This is a genomic window from Kitasatospora sp. MMS16-BH015, from assembly GCF_002943525.1.
GTDB lineage: Bacteria > Actinomycetota > Actinomycetes > Streptomycetales > Streptomycetaceae > Kitasatospora.
Genome location: NZ_CP025394.1, coordinates 6,909,090 through 6,933,121 on the forward strand (window position 1 = coordinate 6,909,090; position 24,032 = coordinate 6,933,121).

Here is a 24,032-nt window from a genome sequence, read left to right on the forward strand (position 1 = left end):
CCCCAGGGAGACCCATGCAGCATTCACCCGAACGCATCGCCCGGGCCCGGGCGCTCGATGCCGTGATCGAGGAGGTGGTGGCCCCCGCCGCCGCCGAAGTCGACCGAGCCGGTTCCTTTCCGGCCGAAGGCATCAAGGCACTCGGCGAGGCCGGCTTCCTGGCACTGTCCGTCCCCCGCGCGGACGGCGGCGCGGGAGCGGGAGCCGAGGAGTTCAGCGAGGTGGTGACCAGGCTGGCCGAGGCCTGCGCCTCCACCGCCATGGTCTACGTGATGCACGTGACGGCCCTCAGCTCGTTCCTGGCCATCCCGGAGGCGGAGCGCCGGCGGGAGCTGCTGCGCGAGATCGTGGCCGACCGCCTGCTGGTGACCGAGGCGATCAGCGAGCCCGGCTCCGGCTCGCAGTGGTGGTCGGTGGCCAGCACCGCCGAGCGGACCGACCGTGGGTACCGGATCACCGCCGACAAGAGCTTCGCCACCTCGGCCGGGCACGCCGACCTCTACGTGGTCTCCACCCGGGCACCGGGCGCGGACAGCGACCGGGACCACGCGGTCTTCGCCGTCCGGGCCGACCAGGGCGAGATCACCACCGGCAGCTGGCACGGGCTCGGACTCGCCGGGAACAGCAGTACCTGGATCCGGTTCCGCGCCGAGGTCGCGGAGTCGGCGCTGCTCTACTCCGGCGGCGAGGGCGGTGGCCTCCGGCAGTACAACGAGGCCAACCAGCCCGTCTACCACCTCGGGGTCACCTCCGCCTACCTCGGGATCGCCGCCGCCGCCTACCAGGCCGCCGTCGGCCGGATCCGCTCCCGTCGGTACACCGGTGACCCCGCGGGCTTCGGCGCCAAGCTGAGCGATTACCCGATCGCCCGCCGACACGTCGGTGAAATGGCGATCCGGCTGGCCGCCGTCCGGCCGATGACCGCCGACCTGGCCCGGCGGATCGACCAGGGCCAGGAGCTGGCGGAGCTCGCCGTACCGATGACCGCCTGCAAGGTCGCGGCGGCCGAGGCCGCCTCGGCCGTCGCGCGGGAGGCCATGCTGGCCAGCGGCGGGATCGCCTACTCCCGCGGCCCGTTGGCCATCGAGCGACACCTGCGCGATGCGCTCGCGGCCTCGCTCATGGGCCCCAACGACGACTTCTGCAAGGAGTTGATCGGCCGCCTGGAGATCGACGGGGCCTCCTACCATGACCTCTGACCGGCTCCGGACCGCCCAGGCGGTCGCCCGCGAAGCGGCCCGGACGGCCCTGCCGTTCCACCGGGACCGCGGCCTGGCCGGCTGGGCCAAGGAGGACGGCTCCGTGGTCACCCGGGCCGATCTCGCCACCGAGGAGCGCATCCGCGAGGTGCTCGCCGAACTCGCCCCCGGCGAAGCCGTCCTGGGCGAGGAGTACGGCCTCGACGGCCGGCCCGACGGCGGCCGCTGGATCGTCGATCCGATCGACGGCACCGAGAACTTCCGGCGGGGCTCACCGTTCTGGGGCACCCTGCTGGCCTGGTGCGAGGGCACCGGGCCGAGCGTCGCCGTCGTGAGTGCGCCCTCGCTCGGACGCACCTGGTGGGCCGAGCTCGGCCGCGGGGCGCACACCGACGGCGGCCGCAGGCTGGCCGTCTCCGAGGTGGGCGAACTCCGGGACGCCTCCTTCGCGTTCGGCGGCGTGCACGAGTACCCGGTGGCGCCGCTCCGCGAGCTGGCCGCCTTCGCCTCGACCTGCCGGACAGCCTGGGGGATCGGGAACTTCCTCGGCCACGTGCAGGTGGCCGAGGGGATCACGGACGGGGCGCTCTCCTACGGTGCCAGCCCCTGGGACCTCGCCGCCCCCGCGCTGATCGTCGCGGAGGCCGGCGGCACATGGAGCGACCTGGACGGGGAGCCGACCCTCGACCGCGGGTCGCTGCTCACGTCCAACGGCAGGCTCCACCGGACCCTGCGCACCGGTGTCCACCGCGCCCTCCACCCGGAGCCCGCCGACCGCACGACCGAGGAGCCCCAGCCGTGACCACGACACCACCCGCCTCGCCCGAAGCGCTCGGCGAGACCTACCGCAGCCTCTGGCGGGTCGGCGAGCGGGCGCTCCGGGAGGCGACCCACCAGCCGGACGGGATCCCCGAGCACGGGAGCCCCCGCTGGGGTCTGAGCCTGGTCATCCGGGTGACCGGCGCACCGCGCGAGGCGCTCGCAGCCGAGCTGGCCGTGCTCGCCGAGCACTGTGCGGGGCCGCACCTGGTGTACCGACCGGAGGACCTCCACCTCACCGTGCGCAGCGTCGAGGGGTTCGCCGACGAGGTCGCCGAGGAGCACGTCGACCACTACGCACGGCAGGCCCGCCGCGCCGTCCGGGGGCTCGGCCCGCTCGCCGTCACCCTGCGCGGCATCGGCGGCTCGCCCGGCGGGCTCTTCGCCTGCGGGTACGCGACCCCCGCCCTCCAGCAGCTGCGCCACCGCCTGCACGCCGACACCCCGCCCGGCGGGTACCTGGGCGTACCCGGCGGGGACGCCCGGCGCATCCGGGACACCGCCCACGCCTCGCTCGTGGTCTACCGGCCCCCGGTCCGTCCCGAGGCGGCCTTGGCCGACCACGTGTCCGCCGAGGCCGACACGGAGTACGGCACCCTCGCCGTCACCGCTCTCTCCCTCGTCCGCTACCGCCCGACCGCCACCCGGGTGGCCATGGAAGAACTCGCCCGGATCGGACTGGAGTACTGATGCCGTACCAGCAGAATCCCTCCTCGGCCCGGCCCGTCAAGGGCCTCATCCTCGGGGCCGGTCTCGGCACCCGGCTCGCCCCGCTCACCGACCACCTGCCCAAGCCGCTCTTCCCCGTGCTCAACCGGCCGGTCATCGTCCACGTCGTCGAACGCCTCCGGGCCGCCGGGATCACCGACATCGCGATCAACACCTTCCACCTGGCAGAGGAGTTGGAGGCCGCGCTCGGCGACGGCAGCGCCCTCGGCGTGTCCATCACCTGGTACCGCGAGCCCGTCCTGCTGGGGACCGGCGGGATCCTGCCGTTCTGCGCCGACTTCTGGCCGGACGCCACCCTGCTGGTGACCACCAACGACATGCTCTCCACCCTCGACCTGGACGCGATGCTCGCCTTCCACCGCAGCGTCGGGGCCCGGGCGACCGTCGCCACCTTCGAGCACTCCTGGCCGTTGGAGGAGTGGGGCGGCGACGTCGCGGTGCTCGCCCCCGGGAGCACCCGGGTCGCCGAGTACCAGCCCAAGCCCGGCCTGCAGGCCCGCGGCCGGCACGGTGCCACCGGCACCTGGATCTTCGAGCCGCCGGTGCTGGACCACCTCCCTGCGCGTCGGTCCTTCGACCTCAACGAGGACCTCCTGCCGCTGCTCGCCACCACCGGCGGTCTCCACGCCTACGCCGACACCTACGAGTTCGAGGACTTCGGCCAGGCCGAGGGCTACGTGCGGGGCACCGGCGAAGCCCTGGCCGGCCGACTGGGCATCAGGCCCGCCGAACCCGAGGTCTCACCCGGCATCCACCTCCACCCCACCGCCCGGGTGCACCCGACCGCCCGGCTCGACGGCCGGGTCGCCGTCGGCGCCTTCGCCGTCCTGGAGGCCGACTGCCGGATCCACGGCCCGGCCGTGATCGGCCAGGGGGCCACCGTCGGCGCGGCCGCGACCGTCCGGGAGTCGGTGCTGCTCCCCGGGGTCACCGTCCCCGCCGGGATGACGGTGGCCGGAGCGCTGCTCGGCAACGCCCTGACCACCCCGGCCGCCATCCGACGGCACTGCCTGAGCGAGCTGTCCGGACCGGTGAGGGGTGCGGGCCGCGAGGAGCAGGCGGGCGTCAGCCGACGGTGACGGTGAACGGGCCGGCCAGGACGGAGTAGCCGTCGTTGGCGAGGTAGTAGGCGTCGTAGCGGCCGGGGCCGCTCAGCTTGCCGGTGGCGAAGGTGGCGGCTCCGCTCTGGTTGGGGGTGTAGGACCAGGCGAGGGCGGACTGGGCGCCGGGGGTGACGCCGACCGGGTAGAGGCCGATCCAGTTCTTGGTGCTCACCTGGGAGGTGTTCGGGAGGGCGTAGCGGAGGGTGAAGTTGCCGCCGTTGGTGACGCCGTTGAGGGTGCCGGTCAGCGTCGGGGTGCTCGAACTCGCGTGTACGAAGGCCGCGTTGAGCGGGGTGGCGTAGGTGTCGTTGGCGGTCAGGCCGGGCAGGCCGAGGGCCTGCTCGATGGTGCGGCCGATGCTGTAGTGGTCGTAGTGGGTCGGGCTGCTGGTGCCGGCCGGGACGGTGCCCTGGGAGCCGACGGCGATGGTGGCGACGTGGTTGTAGCCCTCGTTCTCGCTCTCGTCCCAGGTCAGCAGGATCAGCGAACGCTGCTGCGTCCAGGCCGGGGAGGCCATGATCGGGGCCAGGGTCTGCTTCAGCCAGCCGTCCTGCACCTGCAGGCTGGTCGCGCTGCCGTTGCCCGAGCCCTCGCCGTCGTAGTAGTCGTCGGCGGCGATCCAGGAGAAGTTCGGCGTGGTGGCCGCCGACCGGAGGTCGGTGGTCAGCTGGGTGGTGTCGAAGAGGTGCGCCGCGCAGCGGGCCGGATTGCCGCTGATGTCGGTGTAGTTGATGAACGGCGCGTCGTCCGGCATGTACTTGGCGTCGTACTGGGTGGTGGTGTTGCAGGGCGTGCCCATGCCCTGCTCGTACGCCTTCCAGCTCTTGCCGGCGCCCTCGATGGTGTCGCCCAGGTTGCGCTGCGGCGAGTTGATGTTGGGCCAGTAGGTGGCGCCCTTGGTGTAGGTGTCGCCGCCCGCGATCGCCAGGTAGTTCTCGTCGCTCGGGTGGTAGACGCCGTGCGCGTCGGTGAGGGTGGCGCCCTGGGTCATCAGGCTGTGGATGAACGGGGTGTCACCCGGGTCGTTCATGATCTGGTTGTAGTCGGTGTTCTCCATCATGACGGTGAACACGTGGTCGTAGCCAGGCACTTGGGAGACCGGCGGGGCCACCGGGGCGGGCGCGGCGACCGGGGTGGAGAGGGAGAGCGAGAGGTTGTCCAGGTAGCCGGTCTCGCTGCCGGTGGAGAGGAACTGCACCTCCACCTGGATCGAGCGGGTGCCGGCCGGGACGGCGCCGGTGGCCGAGCGGGAGAGGAACTTGGTGCCCAGGCCGCGGTCGGTGGCGGAGACGGTGGGCAGCTTGGCGGCGGCCCCGACCGGGCGCCCGCCGGCGTCCTTGAAGTGCAGGCTGACCGCGGCGTAGCCGCCGTAGGTGGTCCAACCACCCAGCCAGCCGGCCAGGTTGTACGTCACGCCGCCACCGTCGATGGCGCTCTGGGCGGAGGAGACGTCGACCGTCTGGGTCATCGCGCCGTCGCCGAAGTTGCCGGGGGCGAAGAAGCCCTTGCCGGGGGTGTTGCCGTCGCCGGGCAGCCCGAAGGAGCCGACCGAGGAGCACATCACGTTGATCCCGCCGGCCTCGACCGTCCAGCCCGGCACGGTGCCGGCCGCACTCCAGTCGCCGGTGCAGTAACCGCCGCTCTCGGCATCGCCGTTGACGATCAGGTTGCCGCTGCCGGTGACCGACTGGGCGGGGGCGGCGACCACCAGGGTGCCGAGCAGGGGGAGGGCGGCGAGCAGCCCGAGAGAGCCACGACGCAGTCGCATGGGGGAAACCTCGTCCCGTTGGTGAGGGTGGATGTCACGGCCTTTCGCCATGGACGGGACATAGAGATATCGGCCCGTACTGTCCGGCGGAAGAACGCCGACCGAACTTGGCTGGACAAGTTCGGTCGGCGATGTGTGCGAGAGGTGTGGACGTCCCTCATCCGGGCTGGTCAGCCGGTGCCGTCCGGCAGTTGGTGGGCGGGAGGCCGGCAGGTGGACCGGCCGACGGGTCGGGGGCCGGCCGGTTGACGGGGTGTCGTGGCCGGCCGGGTGATCCTGGCAGTGTGTCCGTTGCCCCGGGTGGGCGGGGCGGCTAGCGTGCCCGGACCGGATCGGCACGACGTTCAGGAAGCAGGTCGGAAGTGGCCACGTCCAGCACCGTCAACGGCGGGGTCTCCCACTGGTACTCCGAGCTCGGGCCCGCCGAGCCGCGGCCGGCCCTGGACGGGTCGGTCGAGGTGGACGTGGCCGTGGTCGGGGGCGGGTACACCGGGCTCTGGACGGCGTACTACCTCAAGCAGGCCGACCCGGGCCTGCGGGTGGCGGTGCTGGAGCGGGAGTTCTGCGGGTACGGCGCCTCCGGCCGCAACGGCGGCTGGCTCTACAACGGGTTCGCCGGGCGCGGGGTGTTCGCGCGGCGGTACGGCAAGGAGCGGGCCGTCGCGATGCAGCGCGCGATGACCGCCTCGGTGGACGAGGTGCTGCGGGTCTGCGCGGCGGAGGGCATCGAGGCCGACCAGGTCAAGGGCGGCGTGCTGGAGGTGGCCCGCACCCCCGCGCAGGTCGAGCGGCTGGACGCGTTCGTGGCGGCGGAGCACGCGTACGGCGAGACCGAGGTGCAGCGGCTCGGCGCGGCCGAGGCGGCCGAGCGGCTGGCCGTCGCCGGGGCGCTGGGCGCGAGCTGGACGCCGCACGGGGCCCGGCTGCAGCCGGTCAAGCTGGTGCGCGGGCTCGCGGCGGCGGCCGAGCGGCTCGGGGTGGAGATCTTCGAGCGCACGGCCGTGACCGGCATCCACCCGGCCTCGGGCGGGGCGAGGGCCCGGGCGGTGACGGCGCGCGGGGTGGTCTCGGCGCGGTACGTGCTGCGCTGCACCGAGGGCTTCACCGCCGAGCTGCCGGGCGAGAAGCGCACCTGGCTGCCGATGAACTCCTCGATGATCGTCACGGCCCCGCTGCCCGCCGCCTTCTGGGACGAGATCGGCTGGGCCGGCCGGGAGACGCTCGGCGACTTCGCGCACGCCTACATGTACGCCCAGCGCACCGCCGACGACCGGATCGCCCTCGGCGGCCGGGGCGTCCCGTACCGCTACGGCTCCCGGACCGACCTGGACGGCTCGACCGCCCCGCGCACCGTGGCCCAGCTCACCGAGATCCTGCACCGCTTCTTCCCGGCGGCCCGCGGCGCGGCGGTGGAGCACGCCTGGTCGGGGGTGCTGGGCGTGCCGCGCGACTGGTGCAGCACCGTGGTGCTCGACCCGCGCTCCGGCCTCGGCTGGGCCGGCGGCTACGTCGGCAGCGGCGTCACCACCACCAACCTGGCCGCCCGCACGCTCCGTGACCTCGTGCTCGGCACCCCCACCGAGCTCACCACCCTCCCCTGGGTCGGCCACCGCGTCCGCCACTGGGAGCCCGAGCCGCTGCGCTGGCTCGGCGTGCACGGCCTCTACGCCGCCTACCACTACGCCGACCGCCAGGAATCCGGCACCCGCCCGCACACCTCCCCGGTCGCCCGCCTCGCCGACCTCGTCTCGGGGCGGCACTGACCGGGGCTGATGGCCGATCGGGCAGGCGGGGTGCCCGAAAGGGCAGTGCCGCGTGCCCGGAGGGTCGGGTGTGACGGGAGGGACACGGGGGAAACCAGGGGAAGTCGGACACGTCTGTTGTTCCTGTGTATTTGCTGCACAGAATGGGGCCCGTTGAGTCTGTCGGCGGTCCCGACCGGAGGGGAATTCGGGGGCGGGTCGGTGACGGAGTGACGTGATCGGGAAAGCCCGCCGCACCCCTGGGGGACGAATTGTCCGACGATGTCCGGTTCTTGGTGCTGGGACAGATGTGCGCCTACCGGGGCGACCTGCCGTTGGCCGTGGGTTCGCCGCAGCAGCAGGCGATGCTGGCGGTGCTGCTGCTGCGCTCCGGCCGGGCTGCCTCGATCCAGGAGCTGGTGGACGCGGTCTGGGGGGAGGAGCCGCCGGATTCGGCGGCCGCCGCGGTGCGGACCTACGCCTGGCGGTGGCGGCGGGAGCTGGCCGAGACCAAGACCGAGCCGCAGACGCTGCTCTCGGCCGGGGACGGCTACCGCCTCGCGCTGCCCGCCGCGAACGTGGACGCGCTGCGCGCCGAGCAGCTGGCCGGCGAGGCGGCCCGGATCCGGGCGGTCGAGGGGCCCGCCGCGGCCCGCCGGGCCGTCGGCCTGGCGCTCGACCTGTGGCGCGGCGAGCCGCTGGCCGGCATCCCCGGCCCGTACGCCGAGCAGCAGCGACGCCGGCTGGACGAGCTGCGTCTGGCCCTGCTGGAGGAGAGCTTCGACCTCGACCTCCAGCTCGGCCGGGAGCAGCTGGCCATCCCCGAGCTGGGCGCGTTGATCGCCGCCCACCCGCTGCGCGAGAGCACCCACGGCCTGTACATGCGCGCGCTCTACGCGGCCGGCCGCCAGGCCGACGCGCTGGCCGTCTACCACCGGCTGCGCCACCGCCTGACCGAGGAGCTGGGCGTCGAGCCCGGCCCCGAACTGCGCGGGCTGCACCAGCGGATCCTGGTCACCGACGAGTCGCTGACCCCCTCCCGGGCCCGGGCCGAGCTGGCCGCGCCCGCCCGCGCCGGGCAGGCCTCCCCGGTGGAGCCGCGCGGCGGCCCGGCCCCGGACTCCGCCGCGCTCGCCGAGCCGGAGGCCGCCGCCGACCCGCTCGGCCCGCCGGTGCCGGCCCAGCTGCCGGGCACCACCGCCGATTTCACCGGCCGCGAGGCCGTGCTCTGCCGACTGGTCGAGACCCTGACCAGCACCGACTCCGAGCTGCCGATGGTGGCCGCGGTGGCCGGAATGGGCGGGGTCGGCAAGACCGCCCTGGCCCTGCGCGCCGCCCACCGAGTTCGGCACGGCTTCCCCGGCGGGCAGCTCTACGCCGACCTGCGGGGCAGTGAGCACCAGCCCGCCGACCCCGGCATGGTGCTGGCCAGCTTCCTGGCCGCGCTCGGGGTGGGGGAGAGCGCGCTGCCCGAACACCTGGAGGACCGCTCCCGGCTGTTCCGCTCGCTGGTGGACGGCCGCCGGATGCTGGTGGTGCTCGACAACGCCCGGGACGCCGCGCACATCCGCCCGCTGCTGCCCGGCTCGGCCTGCTGCGCGGTGCTGGTCACCAGCCGGGCCCGGCTGCTCGACCTGCCGGTCTCCAGCCAGGTCGACCTGCCGGTCTTCGAGGCCACGGAGGCGCTGGCGCTGCTGGCCCGGATCGCCGGGCCCGAGCGGGTGGACGCCGATCCGGCCGCCGCGCTGGCCCTGGTGCGCAACTGCGGGCTGCTGCCGCTGGCGGTGCGGATCGTGGCGGCCCGGCTGGCCTCCCGGCCGTCCTGGACGGTCGCCTCGCTCACCGCGCGACTGGCCGACGAGCGGCGCCGGTTCGCCGAGTTGCGCGCCGGTGAACTGGACGTGTCGGTGGTTTTCCAGCTCGGCTACCGGCAGTTGACGGATGATCAGGCGCGAGCCTTCCGCCGGGTGGCGGCCGTCTGCGGCCCGGACATCGGGCTGGCCTCGGCCGCCGCCGCCGTGGGCGGCGACGAGCAGACCGTCGAGGACCTGCTGGAGTCACTGGTGGACGCGGCCCTGCTCGAGGCGCCGGCCTTCGGCCGGTACGCCTTCCACGACCTGGTCCGCGCGTTCGTCCGGCAGCAGGCCGACGCCGTGGAGCGGGCCGAGGCCCTGCACCGCCTGCTGGACTTCCTGCTGGCTACCGCCACCGCCGCCTTCGAGCAGGTGGTGCCGGGTGACCCGGTGGGCGGCACGCTCGGTCCGGCCCGCTCGGCCGGGCTGCGCTTCACTGAGGCCCGCTCGGCCCGGGCCTGGGTGGCGGCCGAATCGCCCGGGGTCTTCCACGCGGTGCTGACCGAGGCCTGGGAGGCCCAGGGCCGCCCGGCCGAGGCCGAGGCGCTGCACGGCGAGAACCTGAGCCTGGCCGCCGACCTCCTGATCGCGGTCAGCGCCTTCGGCTCGGACCTCCAGCGCGAGCAACTGGCCCGGGCCGCCCTGGCGGTGGCCGAGGCCGCACAGGCCCGCGGCGACCGGCGCTCGGCCGGGCGGGCCCGCTTCCTCTGCGGAAACCTCGCGGTGCAGAACACCCACCTGGACGAGGCCGAGGAGCACACCCAGGCGGCGGTGGCCTACTGCCGCCAGGCAGGCGACCGGGTGATCCTCGGGCAGAGCCTCAACGACCTGGGGCTGATCGCGCAGTTCCAGCACCGCTACGACGCGGCGGTGCGCCACTACGACGAGGCGATCGCGCTCGCCCGCGAGTTGGGGCAGCGCTCCGGCGAGCTGGTCACCACCGTCAACGCCGCGCTGGCCCGGGTGCGCAGCGGCCGGGCCGAGGACGCCGTCCGCGACTGCGAGCGGGCGCTGCCCGCGCTGCGCGTGGTGGCGGACCACCACGGGGTCGCGTACGCGCTCTACGTGCGGGCCCTGGCCAGGCACGAACTCGCCCGCTACGACGAGGCGGTGGGCGATTTCACCGAGTGCCTCAGCCTCTGCCGGACGATGGAGCTGAACGGCCGGGAGGCCCAGGCCCGCTACCGGCTGGCGGACACCCTGCGGGTGATGGGCCACCCGGCCGAGGCGGTGGCGCAGGCCCAGCGCGCGCTGGCCCGCTGCGCGGAGGCCCGGGCCGAGCGCGACCAGGGGCACGCCCTGGTGGTGCTCGGCCGGGCCCTGCACGATCTGGGGCAGCGGACGGAGGCGCTGGACCGGCTGGCGGAGGCCGGGGAGATCTTCCTGCGGCTCGGGCTGCCCGACGTCGGCCAGGTGGCCGACCTGCTGGAGCAGCTCAGCCGCTGACGGTCACTCACTTCAGGGTCGGCGGCGGGGTGTAGCTGGAGCCGGTGTTGTTCCAGTCCTGCACCACGGAGCCCGCGACGGGCTGGGCGCTCGGCGCGGTGAGCTCGGCTGCGGCGGCGGCCACGCCACCGATGCCCACGATCGCCAGCAGGAGGGCCGCCGGGATGGTCTTGAGCTTCGCTGCGCGCTGCATGGTGACTGCCTTTCGTTCGGTGCGGGGATCAACTGGTCAGGACTGTGTCACCTCGCGATCTATGGCCGATCTACGCTCTGGTGGGGTCCGGTATACGTCCGGTACTCGCGGCCCGGGCGGGTACGGATCCGGTACGGGCGGGTACGCATCCGGTACGGGCGGGTGCGGAGCCGGTACGGGGCGGGCTCAGGAGGTCGGTGTGACCCGGTCGCCCGCCGGTGTGACCCGGTCGCTCGTCAGCGTGACGCGCTCGCCGGCCACGCTGAAGTGCAGCGAGAGCAGCGCGACCGGCAGCCGGAGCAGGCCCAGCAGCCCGCGCACCTTGTGCTGCCGGGAGGCGTGGTAGTCGGGGAGCACGTTGAGGTGGGCCACCGGCGGCCCGGCCAGGGCCTGGTCGACCAGCAGCCGCACCCCGCTGTCGGGGGCCTCCGGGTCGGTGACGGCGGTGAACCTCGCGTAGTAGGCGTGCAGCCGCTGCAGGGTCTCCTCGGCGGGCCCGGGCACGTCCAGGATGGCGGCGGCGGCCCGGTGCACGTCCCCGTCCGGGCCGAACCGGAGCCGGAAGTGGGTGTCGAACAGGTCCGGGGCGGTCCGGTAGACCAGCAGCGCGGCCTCCAGCAGCACGCCGCCGGTGATCCGGGCCCCGGCCGCGTCCTCCAGCAGCTCGCAGTCGCTGCCGTCGGGCAGCCGCAGGAAGAGGCCGCCGGCCCGCCGGTGCAGGCCGCCGGGCGGGTGCAGGGCCAGCAGCCGGGCGTGCAGCACGGCGGCGATCGCCCGCAGCACCGGGCTGGACTGCGGGACCGGCGGGCGCGGCGGTTCGGGCAGGTGGCGGCGTAGGTAGCCGAGGTAGGCCGAGGGTGGCTGGCGCACCAGCACCTGGTCGTCGTCCATCAGCGGGGTGAGCAGTGGCGGGCGCGGCTGTTCGGCGGCCAGCCGCCGCTGCACGGCGGCGCCGATCGCCACCCCGGCCGCCTGGTCGGCGTCCGGCTCGCGGTCGAGGTGGCCCCGACCGCACTCCAGGCTGTGCACCACCGGGCCGGGGTGGCCGGCCAACAGCTCGGCGGCCTGTGCGGCCAGGCGGTTCAGCGACTCCATGGGATCCTCCCGTGCTCCCGTGGACGGGCGGCGTTCCCCCCGTCCGCTCGAAGGCCAGAGGATGACGCGCATCGGTCAGTGATCGCTCTACGCTCGATCTTCGCGCAGCTCACCGGCACAGCCCAGCGAGGACGGTGCTCAGGTGGCACTCAACGGTGGCTTGGGTGATGGCCGACCGGATGGCGATCTGACTGATGCTCAGCGCCTCGGCCACCTTGAGCAGGTAGCCCCTGATGTCCGCCGAGATCAGCCGCCGGAGCAGCTGCGGGCCGTCGTCCATGCTGAGCACGATGATCTGCGAGCGCGGTGAGCGCGCGCAACTGCCGTACGGCCAGCGACACGTGCCGGCCCCGGCGGCGGCGGAAATTCGGTGGCTCCGCCCGGGGCGGGCCAGGCACAATCCGGCCGTAGTCGGGGTACGGAGGAGCCTGCTTGGACGTGTTCGCCTGTGCCGGGTGCGGTGTGGAGTTGTCGGCGCCGGTCGCCCGGGTGGCGTTGCCGGTGCACACCTACCACGGGGGTTGGGAGGAGCTGCATCCGCCGCTGATGGAGCCGGGTACCTACGCCGTGGAGCCGCTGCCGACCGGGCCGCCCTGGCGGGTCTGGGCGGAGGTCGGGGCGGAGGAGGCGGCACGGCAGGGGGTGTACGCGCCGGAGTACTCGGTGTCCTTCGGGGCCCGGGGCCAGATCGTCATCGCGCCGGGGGACTCCCGGGCCATGCGGCTGATTCCGGAGAAGTGCGGCGGCTACTGCATGGGGGTGGACGGCCGGGACGGGCCCAACCTGGCCTGCGTGGGATGTGGCCGGGCCGTGGCGACCCGGGTCGACGACTGCGGGTCCTGGCAGACGGTGTGGTTGGAGCCGGCAGCGGTGGTCCGCCGGGATTCCGGGCGGTCGGCCGTGGTGCCGGACTGGGCGGACTTGGCGAAGCCCGAGCACCGGGTGCCGCCCGTGGAGCTCGACGGGTCGTGGAGCCGCCGCTGGGAGGCGGCGGTCGCCGTCATGGCGGCCCACCTGGTGGCGGCCACCGACGGTCACCCGGTGGTGCTTCCGGTCGGGCCCGTGGCCGACCTGTTCGGGCACGCCGTCGCACGGTGCCTCCCGCCCGGACCGGACGCCCGCTCGGTGGGGCTGGCCGGCCCGGGGCTCGGCGTCCCGCAGGCCCGGCCGGACGTGCTGCTGGTGCCGCGTCACCCGCTCACCGGCGAGCCGTGGCGCCCGACCGGGGACGAGAGGGCCGTGGTGGCTCCGTTGGACAGTGGAGTCTGGGCGTACTTCGCCGGCCCGGGCGAGACCTCGCCGATCCCTGCCACCGGCGGGCTGCCGGCGGGCGTGCTGCGCGACGACTACCCGGTGCGGTCACGCCCCTGGTATCCCCTTGAGCCCCACCACAACGCCTTCCGGCACACCATGGTCCGCCTCCCGGCCATCCGCAGCCCCCGGCTGCGCCGGTACTTCGACTGACACTTCCCGCTTCGCGGCCAGGCACCGTCCTCGACAGGCAAGAGGGGGAGGGTCGTTCGTCGCGGTGGCGAAAATCGGTGGCTCCGCCGGGGCGGGGCGGGCACAATCCGCGGGAGATCGGGGTGTCGAGGAGCCTGTGCAGCGTCGCAGGTTGCGGAGAGTGCCCGGGTGGGGCTCGTCAAGTCGGGCTCCGGGGGCCGGTCTTGGCCTTCGTGGTCGGTTCGTGCGCCGGCGTGCTGACGCCTCGTCCATCGAACGGAGACCCCACTCATGGCGGAGACGAACTCGGCCGCTCCCGGCCCGATCGAGGTGCTGGCCCGCTACCGGCAGGCCATGCTCGACAAGTCCGCGGACGACCTGGCCGAGTTGTACGCGGTCGACGCCGTCCACGAATTCCCGTTCCTCTTCCCCGGCATGCCCGCGAGCTACCTGGGGCGCGAGGAGGTCCGGGCGGGCTACCGGGCGGCTTGGGGCGCGAGCCCGGCGCAGGTGCGGGAGATCCGCGAGGTCGCGCTCCACCGGAGCACCGATCCGGAGGTGATCACCGTGGAGCAGACCGTCTGCGGGGTGGTGACCACGACCGGGCGGCCGTTCAGCCTCCCGGGGCCGTTGGTGATCCGGGTCCGTGGCGGCCTGATCCGGCACGTCCGCGACTACCTGGACGGGCTCGGCGTGGCCCGGGCGATGGACAGGCTGTCCGCCGTCGCCGCCGCTCTGAACTGACGTTCAGGTGGTTCCCAGGAAGTCGTGTGGGCCCTAGCATTCCTGCGCGCGGACGAGCCATGTGCGGTGGCCGCCGTCGCCGAACCGACCGGCTCCCTCACTTCCGGAAGGACACCCTCACCATGTCTGCACGACAGACGGACACGGACAGCCGCCGTACCGTGATCAGGACGCTCCTCGGCGGCAGCGCGCTCGCCGCGGTGGCGGGCTCCGCCGCCCTCGGGGTCGGCGCCGCCGAGGCCCAGGCGGCGCCGGCCGGGACCACGGTGGACCCGTTCGAGACCGCCCGGTTCACGCCGAACGGCCGGACCCGGGAGTACTGGATCCAGGCCGATTCCTTCCTGCACAACACCGTGCCCAACGGCGTGGACGGCATGATGGGCACCGCCTACGCCCCGGACCAGACCAGCTTCTGGGCGGTCGGGTTCCGGGCCTACACGCCCGGCTGGGGCGAGCCGTTGGCGGCGGACCTCGGCGTGCGGGGCATCGGTGCGAACAGCGGCATACCCGGCCCGGTCATCCGGGCGGTGGTCGGCGACACCGTCAAGGTGCACTTCCGCAACAACGACGAGCACTACAAGTGGCCGCACAGCATGCACCCGCACGGCGTCCGCTACGACCCGGACAACGACGGCGGCTACCTCGCCGACGCCCCCCAACGCCCCGGCACCGCAGTCGGGTTCGGCGAGACCTACACCTACACCTGGACCTGCCAACCGAGTTCGGTCGGCACCTGGCCGTACCACGACCACTCGGTGCCGCAGACCATCCCCGGCCCGAGCGCCCGGACGGCGGGGAGCCTGGCCGCGGGCAGCATGCCGACGGCCGGCATGCCGGCGGGCGGCATGGCGATGGGCGGCGGAGGTGTGATGGAGATCGGCGCCGAGCTGGGCCTGTTCGGCATCATCGCCGTCACCGACGAGCTCACCCCCGCCGTGGACCGGGAGTTCGTGCTCTTCTTCCACGACGTGTACCAGGCGGACGTGCCCTCCGTCGCCCAGGACCTCGACCTGTTCAACGGCGGCGCCTTCCTCGACAACACCCCCACCTTCACCGCCAAGGTCGGCGAGCGGGTGCGCTGGCGGATCGCCGCCCTCGGCAAGGAGTTCCACGTCTTCCACCTGCACGGCCACCGCTGGCGTAGCGACCAGGGTTACCAGGGCTGGGTGGATTCCCAACTCATCGGGCCCTCCACCACCTTGACCGTGGAGTACACCGAGGACAACCCCGGCGACTGGATCTACCACTGCCACGTCACCGACCACATGATGGGCGGCATGGTGGGCCGCTACCGCGTCACCCGCTGACGGTACTCAGCCAGCGTAGGCCGAGTGGACCTCGGCGCCGGGGCAGCAGGCGGAGTCCTCGTCGGGGAGCACCGTGTGGCAGCCGCCGCACAGCAGGACGGTGTCGGGCTCCTCCGGGCCGATGGTGGAGACATCGTTGGCCCGGACCACCAACTGCCAGGTGTCCCAGGGCTCTTCGCCCTGGGCGTCGATCACGCCGTCGAGCAGGTGGTCGAAGCCGAAGCCCTCGAACCCGGGGTGGCCCTGGGTCCGGGCGCCGGGCTTCAGGAAGTGCTCGACCAGGTAGGCCATCCACTCGGCCGCGGCGTAGAACTTCTCGTGCCCGTTCCACTCGATCGCGGTGCCGTCGGCCGTCGGCTCCCACTTGCACCACAATCCGGGCTGCCCGGCCGGCGGCTTGTTGTGCTCGCGGATGTCGGCATCGCGGCCCTGGCCCGCGTACCCGCTGCCGTCGACGAAGTACGGGCCGTTGGCCCGGTCCATCCGCCGGGTGCCGGCGAACTTCCGCAGGTAGGCGATCTCTTGCGGGTTGAGCGGCGGCTCGACGGCTATCCGGCCGGTGAATTCGGTGGTGTACCCCATGCGGGGAGCGTAGCGGCGCCGTCCGACAGCCCGGGGCGGCCCGGGTCAGGCGTGGGCGGTGGCGGACTTGGCGCAGCCGCCGGGACGCCCGGAGGGTCGGGTTCTGGCTGGTCATCGGGGTGGCTCCAGGGGGTGGTGGGCGATTCGGTGACGACCCTAGGGGCAGCCGTGACCGATTTGCGTTGCCGCCGCATTGCGCCATCTGATGATCCGTCAGAATGGCCACCGGCCTGCGGGGTGGGGTGTGGACGCAGTACTGCCACCTGACCTGGGAGGTTCGACCGATCGATCATGTTGAAAACTGTTGACTCTTGATGTCAGCTCGTGGTCGGATGAGTTTGTTCTTGTTGATGCCGCGCGGGGTGGTGCGGCAGGCCAGGAGGGACCGACGATGGAGCTCCTCACCCGCTTCGCCCAACGCTTCGGCGCGGAGCCGGAGGGTGTCTGGGCGGCACCCGGCCGGGTCAATCTGATCGGCGAACACACCGACTACAACGAGGGCTTCGCCCTCCCGTTCGCGATCGACCGGCACACCCGGGCCGCCGCGAGGCGGCGCACCGACGACACCGTCCGGGTGGCCTCCTCGGCCGCCGGCTTCGCCCCGGTGGAGATCGCCCTGGACGAGGCCGACCCGGAGAAGATCGAGGGCTGGGCCGCCTACCCGCTGGGCGTGCTGCTGGTGCTGCGCGGCCTCGGCCACCGGGTGCCCGGCCTGGACATCATGGTCGAGTCCGAGGTGCCGGTCGGTGCCGGCCTCTCCTCCAGTGCCGCCCTCTGCTGCTCGGTGGCCCTCGCCGTCAACGAGCTGGCCGGCCTCGGGCTCAGCCCGCAGGCGCTGGTCGAGATCACCCGCCAGGCCGAGAACCAGGTGGCCGGGGCGCCCACCGGCCCGCTCGACCAGTCCGCCTCGCTGCTCGGCGTGCGTGACGCGGCCGTGCTGCTCGACTGCCGCACGCTGGCCGCCGAGCCCCTCCCGCTCGGCCTGGACGCGGCCGGCCTCACCATCCTGGTGCTCGACACCCGCGCCGAGCACGCCCACTGCGACGGCGGCTACGCCGCCCGCCGGGCCGGCTGCGAGCAGGCCGCCCGGACTCTCGGCGTGCCCGCCCTGCGCGACCTGACCGAGGACGAACTGACCGGCCGGGCCCGCCACTTGCTCGACCCGCGGAGCTACCGGCTGGTCCGCCACGTGGTCACCGAGAACGCCCGCGTGCTGGAGACCGCCGCCCTGCTGGAGAGCAGCGGGCCCGGCGCGATCGGCCCGCTGCTGACCGCCTCGCACGCCTCCCTCCGCGACGACTTCCAGGTCTCCTGCGCCGAGCTGGACGCCGCCGTCGAGGCCGCGCTGGGCGCAGGTGCCCTCGGGGCCCGGATGACCGGCGGCGGCTTCGGCGGCTCCGCGATCGCCCTGGTCCCAGTCCCGGCCGCCGAGGCGGTCGCGGAGGCCGTCACGGCCCGGTTCGCCGTCGAGGGTTTCGCGGAGCCGTCCGTGTTCGCCGTCCGCGCGGACGAGGCGGCGCACCGCCTGCTCTGACCGACGGCCGGCCCGCCTTGTCCGAGTGATCACCGGCTCTCCGAACCACCGGCCGGGCCGCCCGGCCGGCTGCCCTGACCGGGGGCCCTGATCGACTGGCCCACCCGGCCACCGTTCGGGCCCGCCGCCCGGCCGGTCCCACCGCACTCCCGCACCACCCGCGCTCGCCGTCGCCCGGTCCCACCCCCGACCGGCCCACCGGCACGTACCGGTCCCACCGACGACCGGTGCGCCGCCCCGCCGCCTGATGCGGCCCTCGAGCTCCCCCGGAAGTCGGCAGGGTGACCGACTTCCGGGGGCCCACCGGTGCCCGGCCGCCACCACGCCCGGGCCCGAGGTCATCACCGTCAACGTCACCGCCATCGCGGCCGAGCCCAGGGCCGCCGCGACCGTCACCCCGCGTACGTCCACGCTCAGTCCGGGCGCCCAGTGCCCTTCACGAGGAGATCCGTGCCGCACTCTCCCACCGCTACCGGCACCGGCGACCTGCCGGGCGCCGGTCTCGTTCCGCTGCTCACCACCCTGCTGGCCGACCTGCTCGGCACCGAGATCGAGCCCGACCAGGACTTCTTCGCGGCCGGCGGCGACTCCCTGACGGCCATTCAACTCTGTTCTGCTGCAGGGGCTCAGGGCCTGGAGCTACGGCTGGCCGACGTGCTCGTCGCGCCCACCGTCCAGCAGTGGGCCGACCTGCTCGCCGACCGCGCGGCCGGCGATGCCCCGGCCGCGGCATCGGGTACGGCCGAGTCGGCCCGGGTGCCGCTCACGCCCACCCTGCACGACTTCCTGGAGGAGTTCGGCAGCACCCGCCACCACCGCAACCTGGTCGGCGTCTTCCGGCCCCTCCCGGCGGTGGGCGAACTCGAGCTCCCGGCAATCGACCTCGCTGCGCTGGAGCGTGCGCTCGCCCGGCTGGTGGCCCGGCGGGATTCGTTCCGGCTGCGGATCCGGCCGGACGGGGCAGGCTGGCGGCAGGAGTCGGTTGCGGCCGGTGCGGCCGTGGTGCCGGTGGAGCGGTACCGGTACGAGGGGGAGCCGGCCGACGGACCCGCCTACGTCGAGGAGTTGGCCTCGGCGGCGCAGCGGCGGCTGGACCTCGGGGACGGGCCGACCGGGCGGGTGCTGGCGGTGGAGTCGCCCGGCTTCACTCGGCTGGTGCTGATCCTGCATCACCTGGTCGCCGACGGGCTCTCCTGGCCCTTGCTGGTGGGGGAGTTGGGCGAGTACTACGAGCAGGAGCGGGCGGGCCTCCCGGTCGAGCTCCCGGCGGCGGGCAGTTTCGCCGACTGGGCGGCGGCTGCCGTGGGCCGAGCCGGGCGGCCCGAGGCCCGGGCGGAGCAGCAGTGGTGGGTCGACCAGCCCTGGGAGCAGGCCGCCCCGCTGCCGCTGGACCACCCCGAGCTGCGCGGTAGCAGCACCGCCGCGGCCGAGGTCTTCGAGTGGACCGAGCTCGACCCCGCCCGCACCGCCGCCCTGGCCGAGGCCGTCCGCCGTCGACCCGAACTCACCCTGCCCGACGTGCTGTTGGCCGCACTCGCGGCGGCCTGCGACTGGGCTGAGGGTCGGCCGGTGCTGCTCAAGACGGTGGGCCATGGCCGTCCCGCCTGGCCGGGCACGGCACCGGAGGCCACCACCGGCTGGTTCTCCACCCACTGCCCGCTGCTGCTGCCCACCGGCGGTGCCGACTCGGCCGAGCGCCTGGCGGCGGCCGTGGCCGCCCGCACCGCCGTGGGGGAGGGCGGCACCGGCTTCGGCCTGGCCCGCTACCTCGGCCCGCCCGAGGTGCGGGCGGAGCTGGCCGCCCGGGTGAGCTGGGACGCCGCGATCGACTTCAACTACCTGGGCACGCTGCGTGCTTCGGCCGCCGGGCCGTTCGAGGAGCTGGACGAGCCGGCCGGCCGGATCTTCGACCCGGCCCACCTGGTGCCCTGCCCCATCCGACTCACCTCCTACCTGGCCGAAGGCTCCCTGGTCACCCGGTGGATGACCTCCGGCCCGCTCTGGGAGCGGTCCACCGTGCACCGCATGCAGCGCCGCTACCTCGCCGCACTCGAGGACCTGGCCGCCCTGCTCGGCGCGGAGACCGCGCACCCCGCCGCCGTCGCCGACCAGGCCGACGGCGCCGACCACGCCGACCACGACGAACGGACCACGTCATGACCGACGAGTACGCCCTGCGCCTCCGAGTCCGCCTGCACTCGGGCCAGGAAAGGGAGTTCGGCCCGTTCGCGCTCGGCGAGCCCGCCGAGCAGACGGTGGCCGGCACCACGCTGCGCCTCGGCGCCGAGGCGCCGTACCGCTCCGTGATCACCCCGGCCCCCGGCGAGCGGCTGGCCGCCGTCGAGTACCGGCTGCGCGGCCCGCTGGCCAACTTCGAGGAGGTGATCGGGCCCGACAGCGGCCGCTGGTTCATGAACTCGGCCCACCCGACCGCCTTCTGGCGGTTCGCCAAGACCGCCGCCTCCCGGATCGAGGACGTCAAGACCCCGCTCTACCTGTTCACCGGCCGCGACCGTTCGGTGCGGCTGGCGCTGGGCATCGTCGGCGGCCTGGTCGAGACCGACTTCGCGCTGATCGAGCCGGTCTCCAACCGCGCGCTCAACGTGCACACCCGGGTGGTCGAGGTGTCGATCACCCGCGGCACCGCCGACTATCCGCTGGAGCTGCCCGGCGACGGCAGCCTGGCCGAGGCGGTCTACCTGGCCGGCGGCCAGGGCCGGGCCTGGAGCGAGGTGCTGCGCGAGTTCTCCGCCCACACCCGGGCCACCCACGGCACCGCCGACCGCTACGAGCCGGGCTCCACCGAGCCGTTCTGGTGCAGTTGGACGGACTGGTCCAGTGAAGACATCGACGAGCGGATGGTGCTGGAGAACGTCGGGATCGGCCTGGAACTCGGCATCCGCAACTTCATCGTGGACGACGGCTGGTTCGGCCCCGGCCTGGACACCGCGTACGAGCGCCCGCTCAACATCGGTGACTGGCAGCCGGATCCGGCGAAGTTCCCCGACCTGCGCGGCCTGGTCGAGAAGGTCGGCGCGCTCGGCGGCCGGCTGGTGATCTGGTGCGCCCCGCACGCCGTCGGCCCGGCGGCCGAGGTGTACGAGCAGCGCAGGCCGTACCTGATCGCCGACGCGGCGGGCGAACCCGTCATCTGCGACACGCAGTTCTACTCGCTCTGCTTCCAGAACGCCGAAGCCCGGGCCGTGATGGCCGGGATCTGCGAGGCACTGGCCGCCGACTGGGGCTTCCACGGCGCCAAGTACGACCTCTTCAACTGGATCCCGCCGGTGCCCTGCGCCAGCCCGCACCACACCCACGACACCGGCTCGGCGATCGAGGGCCTGCGGCTCTTCCTGGCCGCGGCGGACGAGCGGGTGCGCCGCCACCGTCCGCACTACGTAGTGGAGTTGAAGCAGAACTACGGCACCGCTCTGCTCAGCCCGTACGGCACCTGCATGCGCGCGGGGGACGCGCCGTTCGACCCGGACACCAACTTCCTGCGCACCCTGCACGTCCAGGCGTACACCCCGTACGCGCTCAACGACTACCAGGCGTTCACCCCGGTGGACGAGCCCGCCGACGTGGCCGTCGCGGTGGTCAAGATGCTGGCGGCCGGCATCCCCGCCTACGGCTGCGACTTCGCCGTGCTGCCCGCCGAGAGCCGGGCCGTGGTCCGTGAACTCCACCGCCTGTACGAGGAGTTCGCCGAGGAGTTCCGCACCCACCGGCTGCCCGACGACCCCGAGCACGCCGCACTGCGGGCCCGCTCGGCCGGGCGGGACATGGTGCTGCTGGTGCGCCCCGGCGGCGCCGTGCGGATCGACCGGCCCAGCCAGCTGCTGAACGGGCGGTACCTGACCCAGGTGGCGGTGGAACTCGCCGAGGGCGGCGCCACGGTGAGCAGCTACGGGGTCGCGGGCGAGCTGCTCGGGGTCTCCCGGGTGCCCGGCGGCCGCCTGCTGCTGGACGTGCCGATCGGCGGCCGGCTGGCCGTCGCACCGGCCGACTCGTCGGCGGTGGGCGCCTGATGGGCACTCCGCACCAGCTGCTCGCCCGCGCGGGCCAGGCCGTCGAGGCGAGGGCCCGCGAGGTCGCGTACGGCCGCGAGCTCTGTCTGAGCGCCGCGCGGGCCCTGCTCGACGAGGTGGACGCCGTGCCCGGCGCCGTGCCTGAGGCCGGTTTGGCCGAGGTCACCCGGGTGGTGGCCATCGCGGGCTCCTCGCGCGGCGGCACCAGCCTGCTGCACCAACTGCTCACCGACCGCCCGGACACCCTCTCCATCGCGGGCGAGCACACTGCGATCTACAAGCTCAACCGCCTCGACCGGCGGCGCAGCGACGGCTCCGACGGCCTCGACCCGGAGGCGGAGTTCGACCACGCCCGGATCTCCCGCGACTTCGTGGCCCGGCTCGGCGTCGGCGCCCGCCACCAGGAATCCCAACTCGCCGGCTACCCGCTCCAGATGGCCCGTCGGCTGGCCGTCCAGTGGCCGCTGCTGCGGCTCGGCCTGGACCAGGTCCGCGAGGCCGTCGCCACCGCCGTCAGCCGGTGCGGCACCGCGGCCTCCGCCGAGGCGCTGCTGCGGCACACCGTCCACCTGCTCGGCGCCGACAGCCCCGGCCTGGAGATCGACCGCTACGACCTCCCACAGCGCCACCGTCCCGGCACCGGCCTGCTCACCCCGCCCAACCCCTACTACTGCGTCGAGGAACCGCCGTTCGTGGTGCCGACCGCCCGGCGCCTGCCCACCCCGGCGGAGGTGGCCGGGCTGCCACTGGTGATCAAGTCCTCGGTGGACGCCTACCGGCTGCCGATGCTGCGCCGGCTGTTCCCCAACGCCGAGATCCGCCTGGTGCACCTGACCCGCAACCCGGCGGCCAGCATCAACGGCCTGGTGGACGGCTGGCTCGACCAGGGATTCTTCTCCTACGACGTGAGCGACCGGGCCCGGCTGGACATCGCGGGCTACTCCGACCGGGGCGAACAGACCCGCCGCTGGTGGAACTTCGACATCTTCCCGCAGTGGCAGCAGTACACCTCGGCCCCGCTCGCCGAGGTCTGCGCCCAGCAGTGGCGCGCGGCCCACTGCGGCATCCTGGCCGACGCCGCCTCCGCCACCGACCGGGTGCTCACCCTCCGCTTCGAGGACGTGGCCGACCCGGCCACCCGCGCCGCCACCATGGCCCGCCTGCACGAGTTCGCCGGCCTCCCCGACCGCCCGCTCGCCGAACTCCCGGTCACCATGGCCACCGCCCAGCCCCGCCGCGGCCGTTGGCGGGACCGCGCCGCCGAGGTGCTGCCCGCCGCGATGGCCCCCGACGTACTCGACGTGGCCCGCCGGCTCGGCTACCCGAAGGACGGTGCCCAGTGGCAGTGAACCCCGCCGGTACCCCGAGCGGCTCCGTGCCGCCCCAGGCCCGGCCGTCCATCGGCCTGGCCGCCACCGATCTGCCCGCCACCGGGCTGCCCGCCCAGGCGCCCGCCGCCTACCACGGCCCCAATTGGCGCGAGCGGACCGGCTCCCAGGCCGAGGACCTCGCCGAGGGCTGGCCCTGGGCCCCCTACGCGGTGCACGCCGACCACCACCGGCTGACGGACGTGGTGCTGCACTGCCCGGACCCCGCACTCCTCACCGCCGCCCCGCCGGACCGGCTCCAGCACCTCACCACCCTCGACCACGGCGCGCTCGCCGCCGACATCGACCGCCTCCAGGCCGGCTACGAGCACCTGGGCATCACCGTGCACCGGCTGCCGCAGCGCCGCACTGCGCTCGGTGGCGCTGCCGCGCCCGGCCGCCTCGGCGGGGCCAACGCGATGTACGCCCGGGACCTGTTCTGGATGGGCCCCGAGGGCGCCGTGCTGAGCCGGATGGCCAGCGGGGTGCGGGCGGGGGAGGAGCGGCAGGCCGCCGAGCTGCTCACCGGGCTCGGCGTGCCGATCGCCCGGACGGTCGGCGGCACCGGCCTGTTCGAGGGCGCCGACGCGCTCTGGCTGCGCCCCGGCCTGGTCGCGATCGGTGTGGGCCGCCGCACCAACACCGAGGGTGCGCTCCAGATCGCCGAGGAGGCCCGGCAGTTGGGCGCCGACCGGCTGCTGCTGCGGGTGCCGGAGGGCGTGCAGCACCTGCTCGGCGTGGTCCAGGTGGTCGGCGAGGGCCTGCTCGCCGTCCGCACCGGACGGCTCGACCCCACCGACACGGCCGCGCTGCGCTGGCTCGGCTTCCACCTGATCGAGGTGCCCGAGTGGCCGGAGGTGGTCGAGGGCTGCGCGATGAACCTGGTGGTGGTCGCCGACCGGGTGGTGGTGCTGCCCGACGGCTCCGCCCGGACCAGGGCGCTGCTCGCCCGCTACGGCGTCGAGTGCGCCGCCGTGCTGCCGGTGCCCGAACTGCTCAAGGGCGCGGGCGGCATCGGCTGCGCCACCGGCATCCTCGCCCGGGCGGCCCGATGAACGCCCCACGGCCGGACTCCCCGGC

The 24,032-nt window shown here is 74.2% G+C and carries 19 protein-coding genes; 14 read left to right on the top strand and 5 right to left on the bottom strand.

The window, feature by feature from the left end; genetic code table 11:
* The first annotated feature begins 14 nt into the window (after positions 1-14).
* The 4 genes from CFP65_RS29455 to CFP65_RS29470 are packed head-to-tail and all read left to right on the top strand — an operon-like array spanning position 15 to position 3,826.
* Positions 15-1,199 carry an acyl-CoA dehydrogenase family protein gene (locus tag CFP65_RS29455; protein WP_104819028.1) on the top strand — a complete coding sequence of 395 codons (1,185 nt, stop codon included), beginning with the start codon at positions 15-17 and terminating at the stop codon, positions 1,197-1,199.
* On the top strand, positions 1,189-2,001 hold the full coding sequence (locus CFP65_RS29460) for an inositol monophosphatase (protein WP_104819029.1): 813 nt from the start codon (positions 1,189-1,191) through the stop codon (positions 1,999-2,001). The genes CFP65_RS29455 and CFP65_RS29460 overlap by 11 nt, the downstream gene beginning before the upstream one ends.
* A complete protein-coding gene (locus CFP65_RS29465) occupies positions 1,998-2,708 on the top strand; it encodes a 2'-5' RNA ligase family protein (protein WP_104819030.1) in 711 nt (236 codons plus the stop codon). Before CFP65_RS29460 ends, CFP65_RS29465 begins: the two co-directional genes overlap by 4 nt.
* A complete protein-coding gene (locus CFP65_RS29470) occupies positions 2,708-3,826 on the top strand; it encodes an NDP-sugar synthase (protein WP_104819031.1) in 1,119 nt (372 codons plus the stop codon). The genes CFP65_RS29465 and CFP65_RS29470 overlap by 1 nt, the downstream gene beginning before the upstream one ends.
* Here CFP65_RS29470 and CFP65_RS29475 read toward each other — a convergent pair.
* Positions 3,813-5,618 (bottom strand): alkaline phosphatase family protein, encoded by a 1,806-nt coding sequence (locus tag CFP65_RS29475; protein WP_104819032.1) that lies wholly within the window; start codon positions 5,616-5,618, stop codon positions 3,813-3,815. The two genes, CFP65_RS29470 and CFP65_RS29475, sit on opposite strands and share 14 nt — an antisense overlap.
* A 362-nt stretch (positions 5,619-5,980) precedes the next feature.
* Here CFP65_RS29475 and CFP65_RS29480 point away from each other — a divergent pair, with 362 nt between their 5' ends.
* Positions 5,981-7,381 (top strand): FAD-binding oxidoreductase, encoded by a 1,401-nt coding sequence (locus CFP65_RS29480; RefSeq protein ID WP_104819033.1) that lies wholly within the window; start codon positions 5,981-5,983, stop codon positions 7,379-7,381.
* A gap of 275 nt (positions 7,382-7,656) precedes the next feature.
* A complete protein-coding gene (locus CFP65_RS29485) occupies positions 7,657-10,659 on the top strand; it encodes a BTAD domain-containing putative transcriptional regulator (RefSeq protein WP_305778264.1) in 3,003 nt (1,000 codons plus the stop codon).
* Between the two features lie 7 nt (positions 10,660-10,666).
* On the opposite strand, the gene CFP65_RS29490 is transcribed toward CFP65_RS29485, so the two are convergent.
* The 3 genes from CFP65_RS29490 to CFP65_RS29500 all read right to left on the bottom strand — a co-directional run bounded on the left by CFP65_RS29490 (position 10,667) and on the right by CFP65_RS29500 (position 12,227).
* Entirely contained in the window at positions 10,667-10,852 is a 186-nt protein-coding gene (locus CFP65_RS29490) for a hypothetical protein (RefSeq protein WP_104819035.1), read from the bottom strand.
* A gap of 186 nt (positions 10,853-11,038) precedes the next feature.
* Positions 11,039-11,947, bottom strand: a complete 909-nt coding sequence (locus tag CFP65_RS29495; RefSeq protein ID WP_104819036.1) for a hypothetical protein — start codon at positions 11,945-11,947, stop codon at positions 11,039-11,041.
* A gap of 109 nt (positions 11,948-12,056) precedes the next feature.
* Positions 12,057-12,227, bottom strand: a complete 171-nt coding sequence (locus tag CFP65_RS29500) for a hypothetical protein (protein ID WP_158702416.1) — start codon at positions 12,225-12,227, stop codon at positions 12,057-12,059.
* A gap of 152 nt (positions 12,228-12,379) precedes the next feature.
* Here CFP65_RS29500 and CFP65_RS29505 point away from each other — a divergent pair, with 152 nt between their 5' ends.
* The 3 genes from CFP65_RS29505 to CFP65_RS29515 all read left to right on the top strand — a co-directional run bounded on the left by CFP65_RS29505 (position 12,380) and on the right by CFP65_RS29515 (position 15,441).
* Positions 12,380-13,411, top strand: a complete 1,032-nt coding sequence (locus CFP65_RS29505) for a hypothetical protein (RefSeq protein WP_104819038.1) — start codon at positions 12,380-12,382, stop codon at positions 13,409-13,411.
* A 270-nt stretch (positions 13,412-13,681) separates the two neighbouring features.
* Complete coding sequence (locus CFP65_RS29510; RefSeq protein WP_104819039.1) at positions 13,682-14,134, top strand: nuclear transport factor 2 family protein; 453 nt, start codon at positions 13,682-13,684, stop codon at positions 14,132-14,134.
* Positions 14,135-14,256: 122 nt separating this feature from the next.
* The gene (locus CFP65_RS29515) at positions 14,257-15,441 is read left to right on the top strand and encodes a multicopper oxidase domain-containing protein (protein ID WP_158702417.1); all 1,185 of its coding nucleotides are present in this window, start codon (positions 14,257-14,259) and stop codon (positions 15,439-15,441) included.
* Between the two features lie 6 nt (positions 15,442-15,447).
* On the opposite strand, the gene CFP65_RS29520 is transcribed toward CFP65_RS29515, so the two are convergent.
* On the bottom strand, positions 15,448-16,023 hold the full coding sequence (locus CFP65_RS29520) for a hypothetical protein (protein ID WP_217368199.1): 576 nt from the start codon (positions 16,021-16,023) through the stop codon (positions 15,448-15,450).
* 391 nt (positions 16,024-16,414) lie between these two features.
* On the opposite strand from CFP65_RS29520, the gene galK reads away from it, so the two are divergent.
* The 5 genes from galK (at position 16,415) to CFP65_RS29545 (ending at position 24,007) form a co-directional block, all read left to right on the top strand.
* On the top strand, positions 16,415-17,557 hold the full coding sequence (galK, locus tag CFP65_RS29525) for a galactokinase (protein ID WP_104819041.1): 1,143 nt from the start codon (positions 16,415-16,417) through the stop codon (positions 17,555-17,557).
* 450 nt (positions 17,558-18,007) lie between these two features.
* Positions 18,008-19,717: a condensation domain-containing protein gene (locus CFP65_RS29530; RefSeq protein WP_158702418.1), complete on the top strand. Its 1,710-nt coding sequence runs from the start codon at positions 18,008-18,010 to the stop codon at positions 19,715-19,717.
* On the top strand, positions 19,714-21,585 hold the full coding sequence (locus tag CFP65_RS29535) for an alpha-galactosidase (RefSeq protein ID WP_104819043.1): 1,872 nt from the start codon (positions 19,714-19,716) through the stop codon (positions 21,583-21,585). The genes CFP65_RS29530 and CFP65_RS29535 overlap by 4 nt, the downstream gene beginning before the upstream one ends.
* The gene (locus CFP65_RS29540; RefSeq protein WP_104819044.1) at positions 21,585-22,934 is read left to right on the top strand and encodes a sulfotransferase; all 1,350 of its coding nucleotides are present in this window, start codon (positions 21,585-21,587) and stop codon (positions 22,932-22,934) included. The genes CFP65_RS29535 and CFP65_RS29540 overlap by 1 nt, the downstream gene beginning before the upstream one ends.
* Positions 22,925-24,007 carry a dimethylarginine dimethylaminohydrolase family protein gene (locus tag CFP65_RS29545; RefSeq protein WP_158702419.1) on the top strand — a complete coding sequence of 361 codons (1,083 nt, stop codon included), beginning with the start codon at positions 22,925-22,927 and terminating at the stop codon, positions 24,005-24,007. Before CFP65_RS29540 ends, CFP65_RS29545 begins: the two co-directional genes overlap by 10 nt.
* The last annotated feature ends 25 nt before the right edge of the window (positions 24,008-24,032 follow it).